We start from the raw sequence: 19,956 nt of genomic DNA on the forward strand, positions 1-19,956 counted from the left end.
ATGTACACACTTTTCAACTTACCTAAAGAGATAAGTAAAAAAACAAAAAATGTTTTTTTACTCTTTGTATTTATTTTTATAGCCACAAGTGCTAGTTTTGCACAAGGTGTTACTATGGTTGTTAATGCTTCAACAGAATCTAATACTGGTACCAAAACGGTTGGTGACGTTATCGACTATTCTGTAGCTGTTAGAAATACAGGGGGTACTACACTTACAAATGTATCTATAAATAGTTCGTTATCTATAGATGCACCAGGTCTTGTTTTAGCAAGTGGTGATACAAATAACGATGGCATTTTAGATGTTACAGAGTGCTGGGTGTACACCGGTTCTTTAACATTAACTACAGTTGGAGATGTTGTAAATACTTTTAGTATTACAAGCACAGAAATTACTGTAGCAGAAACGTTTACACATACAGAAAGCGAACATGAAGATGATATTTCTTATGCTTCAATTTATGTCATTAGCGATTTAGTGGCTACAGATGACGATTATTCTGCTACTGTTATAAATGGTATTTCTGGTGGTACAGCTGGTAATGCTTTTTCTAATGATACTGCAGATGGAGTAATTGCAACGGCTACATCTGTAATACCTAAACTTTTAATTAATGGTGGTTTAACAGGTGTAACAATTGATTTAAATGGAGATGTAAATGTACCAGCCGCTACTTCTACAGGTACTTATATATTAACATATAAAATTTGTGAAAACGGAAACACAAATAACTGTGAAAATGCAACAATTACAATTGTAGTTGATGGAGATTCAGATGGAGATGGAGTAATAGATTCTGCAGATATCTGTAATGGATTTGATGATAATGCAGATTTTGATACAGATGGTGTACCAGATAATTGTGATGATGATGATGACAATGATGGTATTTTAGACATTAACGAAGGTTGTACAGCAGCAGCAGCAAATACTTATAAGAAAATCTATTTTTCAGACGGAACAATAGACACTTCAGCAGCAACAAATACTGAGTTAGTTTTATCTACAACTACAGATTATGTCAGTCAAGTTAGTGGAGATTCTTCTCCTGGAAACAGTTTATACTTAAATGGTTATGATAATGTAGTAGGTTCTCAAACAATGATTTTTGAAGTAACTACACCTTATGTTTTAAATGTAGATAGTTCATTAACTTTTAAGGCATATTTATTTGATAATATTAGTAGTTTAAGTGGTAATTACGATCAACCATTACCTTTAACTATTAGTACAGCTAGTTTAGGCGATATTACAGTTAATAAATTATTAACCGCAGCACAAATTACGGATTTAGATGCAGGAAAATGGGTAGAAATTGAATATACAATACCAATTCCTGGCGGTCCACAAAGTATCTCAATAAGTAAAATTTCATTAGTAATAGAAGCTATTTCTGGAGGTACTGGTGCTTTTAACGCAGGTTCTTCAGAGACCCTAGCAGTAATTCCTAATGAGTTTATTTCTGATTTAAGAGGGGTAGATTGTATTCAAAATTCAGATGGTATTGGTAATTTCGATCACCAAGAAACAGATTCAGATGGAGATGGTTGTCCTGATGTTATAGAACAAGGTCTTATAGAAAGCTCTACAAAACCAGGAGAAGTACAAGGAACAGGTTATGATAGTACAAATGGTAGAGTAACAGGCTTTGCTTCTGCATATTTAGGCTCTACAAATGCTAATGTTTCAAATGCAGGTACAGCTGTAAGTATAACTACACAGCCATCAGATAATAGTGGTGTCGTAGGAAGTGATGTAGATTTTACGGTTCCTTCTACAGGAACTATTTTTCAATGGGAAGTAAGTGCAGATAATGGAACAACTTATAGTTCTATTTTAGACGGAGCAAATTATGCAGGTACAAATACAGCTACATTAACGGTAAAAGAAGTTAAAATAGCTCAGAATAATTATTTATATAGAGTAAGAATATCAAAGGCAGATTACGCATGTACTACGATTTCTAATTCTGCAAAATTAACAGTTTTTGAAAATACTCCGCCAATAGTAGATAGTAATTCAATTTCTGTAAATGAAAATACTACAAGTAATTTAGTAGGTTTATCGGCACCAACAGATGCTGATAATAATACTTTAACGATAACAGTTATTGGTTTACCAGCTTTAGGAATAATTAAAAAATCTAACGGTGATATAGTTGCAAATAATACAACATTAACTATAGCAGAATTAACTAGTTTAATTTATGACGCTCCAGTTAATTATAACGATGGAACAGATCCTGGAGATTTTACATATCAAGTTTCTGATGGTATTGCTAGCCCTGTACAAGGTTCTACAAATATTATTTTAAATCCAATAAATGATCCTCCTGTAGCAGTAAATGATAACGGAAGTGGAATTGAAGGTTCAGTAGTTACTATAACAGAAATCGGTGCGAATGATTCAGATATAGATGGTACAGTAGATACGACTTCTATTATTTTATTAGACCCTAATGATATTTTTAATACAGGAAACAGTAATAGTCCTTTAGTTATAAATAACGTAGGTACTTATTCAGTTAATCTTGCAGGAACAGTAGTTTTTACACCTTTAGAAAATTTTAATGGAGCAGCAAATATCAATTATACAATTGAAGATAACGATGAATTAATTTCTAATACAGCAACAATAATTATTAATATTACCGCTGTAAATGATGAACCAGTTGCAAACCCAGATACAGGTAGTTTATCTGAAGATGATGCACAGTTAAGCGTTAATGCTGCTAATGGTTTATTAAATAATGATTCTGATGTTGATGGAAACCCATTAAATGTAACAAAATTCATAGTTAATGGAAATCAAATCATTGTAGACCCTACTACAGGAGGCGCAACAACAATAAAAGACCCTATTTCTAATGAGGATATTGGAAATATTACTATTAATCGCGATGGAAGCTATGTATTTATTCCAGTTTTAAATTATAACGGAACAGTTCCTACAATAACTTACAACGTTTTTGATGGTTCAAGTAATATTACAAGTACTTTAAAAATTACTGTAATATCTGTAAATGATGCTCCTGTAAATACAGTTCCAGGTACACAAACTACTTCAGAAGATATAGATATAACTATAACCGGTGTAAGTACAACAGATGTTGATGAAAATTTAGATAATACTAATTTAACAGTGTCTAACGGAATAATTAATATTTCTACAGTTGGCGGAGCAACAATAATTGGTAATGGTACAAATAATGTTACAATTTCGGGAACCGAAGCACAAATTAACACAGCTTTGGCAAGCATAGAATATTCGCCAGATTCTAATTTTAATGGATCAGATACATTAACTGTTTTATCAACAGATAGTGATGGAGCTCCTTTAAATGATTCAGACGATATAGAAATTACGGTAAGTTCTGTAAATGATATTCCTGTTAATACAGTTCCAGGAACTCAAACAACTAATGAAGAAATACTTTTACCAATATCAGGAATTAGTGCTACAGATACAGATGATGATTTAACTAGTACAGAATTAAATGTTTCTAACGGAACTTTAACAGTAGTACCAAGCGGATCAGCTGTTGTAACATCTACAGGAACTGGTAATTTATTAATTACAGGAACAGAAACTGATATCAATGCTACTTTAGCAAGTTTAGGTTACACACCTAGTTTAGATTTTGTTGGCCAAGATACTTTAACAGTATTGTCTACAGATAGTAATAATGCTACAGATACAGATGTAGTATTAATAAATGTTACAAATGTAAATGATGAACCTGTAAATACAGTGCCAGCAACTCAAACTACACCAGAGGAAACGGTATTAAATATAACAGGGCTTAATGCTACAGATGTTGATGGAAACTTACAAACTACTCAAGTAAGTGTTACTAATGGTATTATAAATGTTAACGCAAGCGGATCTGCAATAGTATCAAGCAATAGTTCTGGAAATGTAACAATTACAGGAACAGAAACAGACATTAATGCTACTTTGGCTAGTTTATCATATACACCAAATTCAAACTATGTTGGTCAGGATACATTAACCGTTTTATCTACAGATAGTGATGGAGAAAACGATACAGATACAGTATTAATAAATGTTACAAATGTAAATGATGCACCTGTTAATACAGTTCCAGGTTTACAAACAATTGTAGAAGAAACCTTAACTGCAATTACAGGAGTTAGTACAACAGATATTGATGGAGATTTAGCAAGTACAGAATTAAGTGTTAATAATGGTATTATAAATGTTACTGCAAGTGGTGCGGCAATTGTTTCTAACAATGCTTCTGGTTCGGTAACAATTAGTGGTTCAGAGGCAGATATTAATGCAACTTTAGCTAGTTTAACTTACACACCAAATCTTAATTATGTAGGTTCAGATATTTTAACTGTAGTTTCTACAGATAGTTTTGCTACACCATTAAGTGATACAGATACTATAGCAATTACTGTTACAAATGTAAACGATGAGCCAGTCGCAGACAATGAGTCTGTTATTACAAATGAAGATACACCTATTACAATTGATGTTTTAGATGGAGACACAGATGGAGATAATGATACTTTAACAATTTCAGAAATTAATGGAACTGCTATTATAGAAGGACAAACAATTGCAGTTGTTGGCGGAACAGTAACATTAACTTCTGGTGAATTAGTTGTTTCACCAGCAAACAATAATACAAACGATGTAACTTTTAATTATACAGTTTCAGATGGTAATGGAGGTTCAGATACAGGTTCAGTAAATGTAGAAATTACACCTCAAAATGATGGACCAACTGCAATAGATGATAATTATTCAACTGCAGAAGAAACAACTGTTACATTAGCACCACTTACTACAGGAACAGCAGATAGTGATATAGATGGTGATAGTTTAACAATAAGTAGTATTAATGGTGAACCTGTAGTTTTAGGTACTGCAGAAACAATTACCGTTTCTAACGGAATAGTGAACTATAGTGCAGGAGGAGTTATAACTTTTACACCAAATATAAACTATAATGGTACAGTAACTTTTCCTTATGTTATTACTGATGGAAATTTAACAGCAACAGCAAATCAAATTATAACTGTAACAGCTATAAATGATGCTCCAGTTGCAGTAGATGATTCTTATACAACTGATGAAGATACTGCTTTAGTTTTATTACCATTAACAACAGGAGTAGCTGATAGCGATATAGATGGAGATATACTTTCAATTCAATCGATTAATGGTGAAAATCTTACAGGAAATGTTCAATCAATTTCAGTAACAAACGGAACAGTTGATATTGATGGAAGTGGTACTATTACTTTTACACCAGATACAGATTATAATGGTAATGTAACTTTCCCTTATGTTATAACTGATGGAAATTTAACAGCAACAGCAAATCAAATTATTACAGTAAATTCAGTAAATGATACACCAACAGCGGTTAACGATACGTTAACAGTTGATGAAGATAGTGTGGCAGGCGCAACAAATCAAGTAACAGTTTCTACCAATGATAGTATTGGCGGAGACGGTGGCGATGCCGAAAACTACTCAATAGAATCTACAGATACTGCACCAGCAAATGGTACAGTAACAGAAGTAAGCGATGGTGTTTTTGAATACATCCCCAATGCAGATTTTAATGGAACTGATAGTTTTACCTATACAATTACAGACGCAGATGGCGATACCGCAACAGCAACAGTAAATGTAACAGTAAATTCAGTAAATGATACACCAACAGCAGTTGACGATACGTTAACAGTTGATGAAGATAGTGTAGCAGGCGCAACAAATCAAGTAACAGTTTCTACCAATGATAGTATTGGAGGAGACGGTGGCGATGCCGATAATTACTCAATAGAATCTACAGATACTGCACCAGCAAATGGTACCGTAACAGAAGTAAGCGACGGCGTTTTTGAATACATCCCAAATGCAGATTTTAATGGAACTGATAGTTTTACTTATACAATTACAGACGCAGATGGCGATACCGCAACCGCAACGGTAAATGTAACAGTAAATTCAGTAAATGACACACCAACAGCAGTTGATGATGCATTAACAGTTGATGAAGATAGTGTTACAGGTGCAACAAATCAAGTAACAGTTTCTACCAATGATAGTATTGGCGGAGATGGTGGCGATGCCGACAACTACTCAATAGAATCAACAGATACTGCACCAGCAAATGGTACAGTAACAGAAGTAAGCGATGGCGTTTTTGAATACATTCCTAATGCTGATTTTAATGGAACCGATAGTTTTACCTATACAATTACAGATGTAGATGGTGATACTTCTACTGCAACTGTAAATGTAACAGTAAATTCAGTTGATGATGCACCAACAGCAACAGATGATACTTTAAGTGTTGCAGAAGATAGTGTTGCAGGAGTTTCAAATCAAGTAACAGTTTCTACCAATGATAATATTGGCGGAGACGGTGGTGATGCAGACAACTACTCAATAGAATCAACAGATACTGCACCAACAAATGGTACAGTAACAGAAGTAAGTGATGGTATTTTTGAATACATCCCAAATGCAGATTTTAATGGAACCGATAGTTTTACCTATACAATTACAGATGCAGATGGAGACACTGCAACCGCAACAGTAAATGTAACAGTGATTTCTGTAAACGATACACCATCAGCAACTAATGATAGTACAACGGTTGCAGAAGATAGTGTTGCAGGAGTATCAAATCAAGTAACAGTTTCTACCAATGATAGTATTGGAGGCGACGGTGGTGATGCCGATAATTACTCAATAGAATCTACAGATACTGCACCAACAAATGGTACTGTAACAGAAGTAAGCGATGGTGTATTTGAATACATCCCAAATGCAAATTTTAATGGAACCGATAGTTTTACTTATACAATTACAGATGTTGATGGAGATACCGCAACAGCAACAGTAACTGTAACAGTAAATTCAGTAGACGACGCACCATCAGCAACAGACGATACCTTAACAGTGGATGAAGATAGTGTAGCAGGAGTTTCAAATCAAGTAACAGTATCTACCAATGATAGTATTGGAGGAGACGGTGGAGATGCCGACAATTACTCAATAGAATCAACAGATACTGCACCAGCAAATGGTATCGTAACAGAAGTAAGCGATGGCGTTTTTGAATACATCCCAAATGCAGATTTTAATGGAATCGATAGTTTTACCTATACAATTACAGATGCAGATGGCGATACTGCAACCGCAACAGTAAATGTAACAGTAAATTCAGTAAATGATGTACCAACAGCAGTTGATGATGCATTAACAGTTGATGAAGATAGTGTTGCAGGAGTTTCAAATCAAGTAACAGTTTCTACCAATGATAGTATTGGAGGAGACGGTGGAGATACAGAAGATTACTCAATAGAATCTACAGATACTGCACCAACAAATGGTACCGTAACAGAAGTGAGCGATGGTGTATTTGAATACATTCCTAATGCAAACTTTAATGGAACCGATAGTTTTACCTATACAATTACAGATGCAGATGGCGATACCGCAACAGCAACAGTAAATGTAACAGTAAATTCAGTAAATGATGCACCAACAGCAGTTGATGATGCATTAACAGTTGATGAGGATAGTGTTGCAGGAGTTTCAAATCAAGTAACAGTTTCTACCAATGATAGTATTGGAGGCGACGGTGGCGACGCAGATAATTACTCAATAGAATCAACAGATACAGCACCAGCAAATGGTACAGTAACAGAAGTAAGCGATGGCGTTTTTGAATACATCCCAAATGCAGATTTTAATGGAACAGATAGTTTTACTTATACAATTACAGATGCAGACGGAACAACTTCTACAGGGACAGTTACAGTTACTGTTGAAGCAAAAAATGATGCTCCAAAAGCAGAAGACGATAGTTTTACAACAGATGAAGATACTTTAGTAACAATAACACCATTAACAACAGGAACAGCAGATAGTGATATTGATGGAGATACAATAGTTGTATCAGAAATTAATGGAGAACCAGTTGTTTTAGGAACAGCAGAAACAATTGTAGTACCTAATGGAATCGTAAATTATAGCGCAACTGGTGTAATATCTTTTACACCAAGTACAGATTATAATGGTACAGTTACTTTTCCTTATCAAATTTCTGATGGAAATGGAGAAACTGATGAAGCAACAATTACAATTATTGTAAATGCTGTGAATGATTTACCAATTGCAAATGATGATACAAAATCTGTAAATGAAGATACTGTGTTAACAGTTACTGCTGCTAACGGACTTATTAAAAACGATACAGATGAAGATAAAGCTTCATTAACAATTCAAGAATTTACAGTTGATGGACAAACAATTACAGTAGATCCAACAAATGGAGGTACAACAACCATTAATAATGTAGGAGATATTACAATAAATGCAAATGGTAGTTATACTTTTTCTCCAGTTCAAGATTTTGAAGGAAATGTACCTACAATTACTTATGTTTTAGAGGATAATGGAAATTTAACAGATGAAGGTGATTTAGATATTACTGTTAATCCTATAAATGATAATCCTGTTGCAGTAACAGATACGTATACTACAAATGAAGAAACGCCTGTAACATTAACACCTTTAACTAAGGGAGTTGCAGATAGTGATGTAGACGGAGATACAATAGTTATATCAGAAATTAATGGAGAGCCAGTTGTTTTAGGTACTGCAGAAGCAATTGCTGTACCAAACGGAACTTTAAATTATAGTGCAACAGGTGTAGTTACTTTCTCACCAAATACAAACTTTAATGGTACTGTAACTTTCCCTTATGAAATTTCTGATGGAAATGGTGGAACAGCAACAGCAAATCAAGAAATTACAGTTAACCCTGTAAATGATGATCCAGTTGCGGTAAAAGATATTTACACAACAAATGAGGATACAACAGTAACATTAACTCCTTTATTAGCTGATACAGATTTAGATAATGATGCATTAGTTATTTCAAAAATTAATGGTGAAACAGTTGTTTTAGGAACCGCAGAAACAATTACGACACCAAACGGAACAGTAAATTACAGTGCAACAGGTGTAGTAACTTTTACTCCAAGTCAAGATTTTAACGGTATAGAAACATTTTCTTATGAAATTTCTGATGGAAAAGGTGGTGTAGATACAGCAGATCAAGAAATTACAGTAACTGCTGTAAATGATAACCCAATAGCTGTTACAGATTCTTATTCAACAAATGAAGATACGCCATTAACTTTAGCACCATTAACTACAGGAACAGCGGATAGTGATGTAGATAACGATACAATAGTTGTATCAGAAATTAACGGAGAACCAGTAGTTTTAGGAACCGCAGAAACAATTACAGTTGCAAACGGAACCGTTAATTATAGTGCAGCAGGTGCAATTACTTTTACACCAGCAACAAACTTTAACGGTACAGTAACTTTCCCTTATGAGATTTCTGATGGAAATGGAGGGTTGGCAACAGCAAATCAAGTAATTGAAGTAAACGCTGTTAACGATTTCCCAGTTGCTGTAGAAGATCAATACACCACTAATGAAGATACTGCAATCACTTTAACTCCTTTAACAAAAGGAACCGCTGATAGTGATTCTGATGGTGATACTTTAACAATTACAAAAATTAATGGAGAACCAGTTGTTTTAGGAACCGCAGAAACAATAACAGTTCCTAATGGTACAGTAAATTATAGTGCAACAGGTGAAATTACATTTACACCTAATGACGATTTTAATGGTACAGTAACTTTTCCTTATACAATTTCTGATGGAAATGGAGCTACAGCAACAGCAAACCAAGTAATTACTATAGATGCTGTAAATGATAGACCAGTTGCAACTCCAGACACAGCAACAACTCCTGAAGACACTTTATTAAATGTAAATGTAATTGCAAATGGAGTTTTAGATAATGATTCTGATATTGATGCAGATACAATAACTGTAATAGGTTATAATGTTGGATCTAACTCAGTAACTGTAGGTCAAAATCTTACGTTAACAGAAGGTGTTTTAAATATAAAAGCAGATGGTACATTTACTTTTGATCCTGCAGATGATTATACAGGTAACGTACCAACAATTACCTATACTATTTCAGATGGTAATTTAGCTACAACAAGTACTTTAGATATAGAAGTTACACCAACAAATGATGCACCAAATTTAGTTGCAGATGTAAAAATAATTGATGAAGATACTACATTAACGATCGATGCAAATGGCGGTCTTTTATCTAATGATTCAGATATTGATGTTGGAGATTCATTAACAATAACAGAATTTAAAGTAAACGGTCAAACAATTACTGTAGACCCAACAACTGGTGGTACAACAACAATTTTAAATGTTGGTGATATTACCATAAATGCTGATGGAAGTTACACATTTACTCCGGTTTTACATTACAATGGAAATGTACCAACAATTACCTACACAGTAAGTGATAATACAACAACTGCAAACTCAACTTTAAATATTGAAGTTAGACCAATAAATGATGCACCTGATTTAGTAGATGATGTAAATACAACAACAGAAGATACACCTTTAACAGTAACAAAAGCAAATGGTGTTTTAGATGATAATGATACTGATGTTGAAAACGAAACATTAACAGTAACACAATTTACTATTGGAAGTACAAATTATAATGCAGGTACAGAAGCAGATATAACAGAAGGAAAATTAACAATAAATGCAGATGGTAGTTATGTATTTACACCAGCTCAAGATTTTAATGGTATTTTTCCAGTAATAACCTATACAGCAGAAGATTCAGAGAATACAGAAACTGCTACATTAACAATTACAGTTACTGCAGAAAATGATGCTCCTATAGCTAATAATGATTCGAATACAACAAACGAAGATGTAGCAATAACAGTTATTTCTGGTTCTGGAGATGGTTTAATTGATAACGATACAGATACTGAAAATGATGGTTTATCAATAACTAAATTTACAGTTGGAGGCATAGAGTATAATGCTGGTCAGACTGCAACTGTAGCTGACGGAATTATAAGCATTAGTTCTGATGGTGGATATACGTTTACACCTGCACAAGACTTTAATGGAGTATTCCCGGTTGTTGATTATATAATTTCTGATGGTAATGGAGGAACTGATACAGCAACATTAACACTAACAGTTGTTTCTGTAAATGACAATCCGATTGCACAAAATGACGCAAATTCAACAACTGAAGATGTAGATTTAACGGTAAGCGCAGCTAACGGAGTATTAAATAATGATTCTGATGTTGATAGTAACTTAACAGTTACCCGCTTTTTTGTAAAAGGAGTACCATATTTAGCTGGTGAAACTGCAAGTCCTGCAGAAGGAAACATCACCTTAAATTCTGACGGAAGTTATACATTTGAACCAACAAGTAACTTTAACGGAACTTACCCAACAATTACATATACTGCTTCAGATAATATAGAAACAGTAAATGCAGATTTAGTAATTACAGTAATACCAGCAAATGATACACCAATTGTTGTTGCGGATACAAACTCGACAAATGAAGGCGTAACTTTAACAGTACCAGCAACAGGAATTTTAGGAAACGATTCTGATATTGATACAGGAGATACTTTAAAAGTAATTAGATTTACGGTTGCGAGTCAAACAATTATAGTAGATCCAACAAACGGAGGAACTGCAACAATTACTAATGTTGGAGATATTAGAATAAATGAAGATGGTAGTTATGTATTTACACCGTTTGAAGATTATAATGGTACCGTACCAACAATAACTTATACAGCAAGTGATGGTCAAAACTCTGCGAATACTACTTTAATAATTACAGTAGATCCAGTAAATGACGATCCAATTGCTACAGATGATGATGCAACGTCAGATCCAGTAACATTGGTTAATATACCTGTATTAACAAATGATTCTGATGTAGATACAGGAGATGTTTTAACAGTTACTATTACTGTTGCACCAGGATTTGGTGTAGCTACAGTATTAGCAAACGGAACAATTGATTATACTCCAAATGCTGGTTTTAATAACGGTATAGATACATTTACATATCAGATTTCTGATGGAAATGGAGGAACAGATACAGCAGTAGTTTCTGTAACGGTTCCAGAATCTGCTTTCCCACCAGTTGCAAATCCTGATACAAATACTACAGATGAAGCTGTAGCAATAACGGTTGCAGATAACGATCCAAAAAGTTTAATTGCTAATGATACAGATGGTAATTTAGATCCATTAACTGTAGTTAGTTTTATTTTAGAAGGTGTAACTTATAATGCAGGTGCAACAGCAACAATTACAAATGTTGGTGAGATAACAATTAATGCCGGCGGTGGTTATGTATTTACTCCTTTTGGAGATTTTGAAGGAACATTCCCAGTAATTAGCTATATAATAACTGATAATCAACCAACACCAAATGCAAATAGTACCTTAACAATTACAGTTAATAATTTAAATGACGATCCTGTTGTTTTATCAGAAAATGAAACAACTTTAGAAGATACTGCATTTACCAAAAATGCTGTAAACGGTTTATTAAATAATGATAATGATATAGATGGAGATGCATTATCAATCTCTGCATTTGAGATTGATGGTGTTTCTTATAACACTACAGAAACAGCAAATATTGTTGGTAAAGGATCTATTTCTATAACTGCAGATGGTGGTTATACGTTTACACCTGCAGAAGATTTTAATGGTAGTTATCCAACAGTTACTTATACTGTTTTTGATGGTACAACAACTATAAATGGTACTTTAGATATAGAAGTAACACCAGTAAACGATGCACCATTAGCTGTAAATGATGAGGATAATTCTACTCCTGAGGATACAGAAATTACAATTACTGCAGTAAGTATTGCTGCTAATGATATAGATGATAATTCAATAGATGCTACCTCTATAATTTTAATCGATCCAACGAATCCAACGAACACAAGTGAAGCTACAGGAACTTTAACAGTTTCTGGTATTGGTACTTATACAGTTGATGGTACAACAGGTGATGTAACATTTGATCCTATATTAAATTATAACGGACAAGCCAATATAAACTATACGATTAAAGATAACGAAGGTTTAATATCATCTAATACAGGGGTTATTGAAATTAATGTAACACCAGTAAACGACGCTCCAGTTTTAATATCAGAAACAAATTCTACATTAGAAGATACAGCAATTAGTACTTCTCCTAATGGTTTGTTATCTAATGATACAGATGTAGATGGTAATCCATTATCTATTTCTACATTTGAAGTAGAAGGTAATGTATATGCAACAACAGAAACAGCAAATGTTCCTGGTAAAGGGTCAATTGCAATTACATCTGATGGAGGTTATTTATTTACACCAGCAGAAGATTTTAATGGAGCTTATCCAATTGTAACCTATAATGTTACAGATGGTACAGCTACAGTTTCTGCAACTTTAACAATAACTGTTGATCCTGTAAATGATGCGCCAGTTGCTGTAGATGATGAAAATAATACAACAAATGAAGATAATGCAATTACAGTTTCTACGATAGGAACAAATGATACAGATGATAATGGTATAGATGCAACTTCTGTAATATTAATAGATCCAAACGATTCTAATAACACTAGTGAAAACGCAACAAGAGAATTAACAATTGTAGGTGTTGGTACTTATTCTGTAGATGATGATGGAGACGTAACTTTTACACCTGTTGCAAATTATAATGGAACTGCTGATATTAATTATACTATTAAGGATAATGATGCGGTAGTCTCTAACATTGCAACAGTAGAAATTGAAGTTACCGCAATAAATGATGCTCCAGTTGCAAACCCAGATACAGCTTCTACAAACGAAGACACTGCTTTATCTGTAACTGCTGCAAACGGATTAATAGTAATTAATGATACAGACATAGAAAACGATGCTTTATCAGTAGAAAGTTTTACAGTTGCCGGTGGAAACTATACTGCTGGTGATCCTGCTGTATTTACAGAAGGTACTTTAGTTATTGAGTCTAATGGTTCGTATATATTTACTCCTGCTACAGATTTTAATGGTACTGTACCAGAAGTTACTTATACTATTACAGATGGAACAAATACTGCAAATAGTACATTAAATATAGATGTAATTGCTGTAAATGATGCGCCGGTAGCTGTAAATGATGAGAATAATACAACAACAGAAGATAATGCAATTACAGTTTCTACAGTAGGTGGAAATGATACAGATGATAATGGTATAGATGCAACAACTGTTATATTAATAGATCCAAACGATAACTCTAGAACGAGTTCGGGTTCAGGATCATTAACAATTACTGGTGTTGGTACATATGTAGTTAACACAACAACAGGAGACGTAACTTTTACACCTGTTGCTAATTATAATGGTAATGCAGACGTAAATTACACTATTAAAGACAATGATGGTGTTGTTTCTAATATTGCAATAATAGAAATTGAAGTTACAGCTGTAAATGATGCACCAGTTGCAAACCCAGATACAGGTTCTACAGATGAAGACACAACTTTATCTATTGATGAAGCTAATGGATTAATAGTAACGAATGATACAGATATTGAGAGTAATACATTAACTGTACAAACATATTCAGTATCAGGTAATAGTTATAATGCAGGTACACCAGTAACTTTAACAGAAGGTACTTTAGTAATTCAACCAAATGGTAGTTACGAGTTTACACCAGCACTTAACTTTAATGGTTCGGTTCCAGAAATAACATACACTATTACAGATGGTACAAATTCTGATAACAGTACATTAAACATTACTGTAAACCCAATAAACGATGCACCTGTTGCAATAAATGACGAAAACAATACAACTTTAGAAGATACACCAATTACTGTTTCTGCAGTTGGCGGAAATGATTTAGATGATAATGGTATTAATTCTGCAACAGTTTTATTAATAGATCCAAATAATGCAGGAAACACAAGTGCAGGTTCAGGAGAATTAACAATTGTTGGAGTAGGAGTTTATCAAGTAAATTCAGACGGAGATGTAACATTTACACCAGAATTAAACTACAATGGTAATGCAGATGTAAATTATTCTATTAAAGATGATGTAGGTGTTGTATCTACAAATATTGCAACCATAGAAATTGAAGTTACAGCTGTAAATGATGCACCAGTTGCAAATCCAGATACAGGTTTAACCGTTGAGGATACTGTTTTATCAGTTGATAAAGCAAACGGATTAATAGATACAAACGATACTGATCCAGAAAATAATGATTTAGACGTAGTTAGTTATACGGTTTCTGGTGGTAGTTATACTGCAGGTCAATCTGCAATGTTAACAGAAGGTACTTTAGTAATTCAGGCAAATGGTAGTTATATTTTTACACCAGCTGCAGACTTTAATGGTTCTGTTCCAGAAATAACGTATACAATTTCAGATGGTACAAATTCTGATAATAGTACATTAAATATTACAGTTACATCTGTTAACGATGCGCCAATTGCTGTTAATGATGAAGATAATACTACAATAGAAGACACGCCAATTACTGTTTCTACCATAGGAGCTAATGATACAGATGATAATTCTATTGATGTTACTTCTATAATTTTAATAGATCCAAATAATGCAGCTAATAATAGTGCAGGTTCAGGAGAATTAACAATTATTGGAGTTGGTGTTTATGAAGTAGATGCAAACGGAAATGTAACTTTTACTCCTGAAGCTAATTACTTTGGAATTGCAAATGTTAACTATACAATAAAAGACGGAGACGGTGTTGTTTCAAATGTTGCAACCATAGAAATTGAAGTTACTTCTGTAAACGATATGCCAGTTGCAAATCCTGATACAGCAATAACAGCAGAAGAGGTTAAATTAACTGTAACTGCTGCAAACGGACTAATTGTAATAAATGATACAGATATAGATAATGATCCATTAAATGTTACAGGATATTCTGTTTCTGGAAATAATTATACTCCTGGTCAACCAGCAGTTTTAGCAGAAGGTACATTAATTATTAAAGCAGATGGTAGTTTTGAGTTTACTCCTGTAACAAACTTTAACGGTTTAGTTCCAGAAGTAACCTATACAATTTCAGATGGTACAAATTCTGATAATAGTACTTTAAACATTACTGTTACACCGGTAAATGATGCACCTGTTGCTGTAAATGATATAAACAATACAATCCCAGAAGATAACCCTATTACGGTAGCTTTAATTGGTGATAATGATACAGATGATAATGCAATAGATGCTTCAACTGTAATTTTAATAGATCCAAATAATCCGTCTAATAATAGTTCAGGTACCGGAGAATTAACAATTATAGGAATAGGTGTTTATCAAGTAAACGCAGCAGGAGATGTTACGTTTACACCAGAAACAAATTATAATGGTTCTGCAAATGTAAATTATACAATTAATGATGATGAAGGATTAATTTCTTCAAATATTGCAACTATTGAAATAGAAGTTACGCCAGTAAATGATGTTCCGGTATTAGTACCAGATGTTATCACAATAAATGAAGGAGAATCAATTACCGTAGATGCAGCTAATGGTTTATTAAGTAATGATTCTGATCCTGATGGAGACCCTATTACTATTACAGAATTTACAATAAGTGGTACAACATATCCTGTTGGAACGACTGTTACAACACCAGAAGGTGAAATAACAATATTTGCAGATGGTAGTTTAGAATTTACACCTTCAGAGAATTTTAATGGTACTTTGCCAGTAATATACACATCTGTAGATGCTGCTGATATTTCTAATAGTACTTTATCAATAGAAGTTCTTCCGGTAAATGATGCTCCAGAAGCAAGTAACGATTCTGTAGCAACAGATCCAGGAATTCCGGTAATAATAGATGTTGTTAAAAATGATGTTGATGTTGATGGAGATGCACTTACAGTATCAAATGTATTAATAGCAGAACCAAGTAAAGGAACCGTTGTTGTTAATTCAGATGGTACCGTTACGTATACACCAGATGTATCTTTTATTCAAGGTACAGATGTATTTGCTTATCAAGTTTGTGATGCAGATGGTTTATGTGATACTGCAACAGTTATAGTAACTGTTCCAAAATCTCTTTTCCCACCAATTGCAAGTGCAGATACTAATTTAGTAACAGAAGATGTTACATTAAATGTTGATGCAGCTAATGGTTTAATTAAGAATGATGTAGATCCGAACGTTGCAGATATATTAACAGTAACTGGTTTTGAGGTTGATGGACAATCTTATAACGTTGGAGATACAGCTACTTTAACAGAAGGAAATCTTACAATATTAGCAGATGGTAGTTATACTTTTGTACCAACTTTAAATTATAACGGATTAGTACCTACAGTTAATTACACAATTACAGATAGCACAGGTACTACAGATTCTTCAAGTACATTAAATTTAGTTGTAACTGCGGTAAATGATATACCTGTAGCAGAACCTAATACGAAAACAATATTAGAAGACACTACATTAAATGTTGATGCTGCAAACGGATTGGTTTTAACTAATGATTCTGATGCAGACGGTACTTCTTTACCAGTAATTAATTTTGAAGTAGGTGGTCAATCTTATAACGTTGGTCAATTAGCTACATTTACAGAAGGTACAATAATTATTAAGTCAGATGGTAGTTACATTTTTACACCAGCTCTTGGGTATAATGGAACTGTACAAACAATTACTTATACAATTACAGATGGTATTGAAGAAGTATCTAGTACATTAATTATAACTGTAATTCCTGTAAATGATGCTCCTATTGTAGTAGATAATGAAAATAATATTACAACAGAAGATACACCAATAGTAGTTTCTACAATTACAGATAATGATTCTGATGATAACCCAATAGACCCAACATCTATAATTCTAATAGACCCAAGTAATCCTGCAAATACAGGAGATGCTTCAACGCCATTAGTAGTTGCAGGAGTAGGAACTTATGAGGTTGACAATTTAGGTAATGTAACTTTTACACCAGAAGAGAATTATACAGGAACAGCAGATGTAAATTATACAATATCAGACGGAACAAAAACATCAAATATAGGTACAGTAGAAATTGAAGTTACACCAATAAACGATGCTCCTATTGCAGTTGATGATGTTTATACAACTCCAGAGGATACTACATTAAATGTAATTGCAGCAAATGGATTACTTTCAAATGACTCTGATGTTGAAAATACACCTTTATCTGTTAAAGGATTTGAAGTAGAAGGAATAACTTATACTTTAGGTCAAACAGCAATGTTAACAGAGGGTAATTTAAATATCAATTCAGATGGTAGCTTTGTTTTTGTACCAGCAAATAATTTTGAAGGTACTGTACCAACTGTTATCTACACAGTTTCAGACGGTATTAACAATTCAACTGCACTTTTAGATATTACAGTTGCACCAATTGATGATGCGCCAATAGCTGTAAACGACACAAATAATACAACAGCAGAAGATACACCAATAGTTGTTGCTACAATTACAAGTAATGATTCTGATGAAAATCCAGTAGATGCTTCATCAATAATATTAATAGATCCTAGCAATCCTTCAAATACAGGAGATGCTACGACACCGTTAGTAATTGCTGGTATAGGAACTTATGAAGTTGATAATTCTGGAAATGTAACATTTACTCCAGCTCCAAATTATAATGGACCTGCAAATGTAAATTATACAATATCTGATGGTGTTTTAACATCAAACGTTGCAACAGTACAAATTACTGTAACTGCAGAAAATGATGCACCAACGGTTGTTGCAGATGTAAATACAACACCAGAAGACACAGCATTTGAAGTATTAGCAGCAGTAGGTTTATTATCTAATGATTCAGATGCAGAAGGAACTCAATTATCATTAACAGGTTTTACAATAAATGGTCAAACTTATAGTGCAGGTGATAAAGCAACTTTAACAGAAGGTGATTTAACAATAAATAGTGATGGTAGTTATACTTTTATACCTACTACAGATTTTAATGGAGCAGTACCAACGGTAACATATATAGTTTCAGATGGAATTAAAACTTCTACAACTACATTAGATATTACAGTAACACCAGAAAATGATGCACCAAAAGTTGTAAATGATATTAGTAATGTAACACCAGAAGATACACCACTAGTAATATCAATAATAACAAATAATGATACAGATGATGATCCAATAGATCCATCAACAATAACATTAATAGATCCTAATAATCCTTCAAATACAGGAGATTCAACTACGCCATTAGTAGTTGCAGGAGTAGGAACGTATGAAGTGGATAACTTAGGAAATGTAACATTTACACCAGAAGCTAATTATAACGGAACAGCAGATGTAAATTACACAATTTCTGATGGATTAGAAACATCAAATATTGGTACTATAGAAATTGAAGTTTCACCAGTAAATGATGCTCCAAATGCAGTAGATGATGTAAATACTACACCAGAAGATACAACCTTAGTTGTTTTAGTTGCAAACGGACTATTATCTAATGATTCAGATAACGAAGGAACGCAATTAATTATAACTGGTTTTGAAGTAAATGGTTCGTCATTTACGGCTGGTCAAACAGCAACTTTATTAGAAGGAAGTATAACAATAAATGGAAACGGAGAATATACATTTGTTCCCGCGGCTAATTTTGATGGTACGGTACCAACAATTACTTATACAGTTTCAGACGGAACAAACAATTCTACAGCTGTATTAGATATAACGGTAACACCAATAGATGATGCACCAGTTGTTATTAATGATGAGAATAATACAACACCAGAAGAAACAGCTTTAGTAATTTCAACAATTACTAATAATGATTTAGATGAAAATATTATAGATCCATTAACAATTACATTAATAGATCCAAATAATCCTTCAAATACAGGAGATAGTACTACTCCTTTAATAGTTCCTAATGTGGGTACATATTCTGTAGATGAATTTGGTAATGTAACATTTACACCAGTTGCTAATTTTAACGGAACTGCT

General features: G+C 33.4%; 1 protein-coding gene (only partly in view). It reads left to right on the forward strand.

Annotated elements, in window-relative coordinates; genetic code table 11:
- A protein-coding gene (locus tag N5A56_RS15055; protein WP_265726906.1) for a tandem-95 repeat protein crosses the window boundary here: on the forward strand, window positions 1-19,956 show its 5' portion. Its footprint extends 10,299 nt past the window's final position; 19,956 of the gene's 30,255 nt are visible here — the first part of the coding sequence; the start codon lies at window positions 1-3; its stop codon lies beyond the right edge, outside the window.

This window comes from Polaribacter ponticola (genome assembly GCF_026191475.2).
In the GTDB taxonomy this organism is placed as follows: domain Bacteria; phylum Bacteroidota; class Bacteroidia; order Flavobacteriales; family Flavobacteriaceae; genus Polaribacter; species Polaribacter ponticola.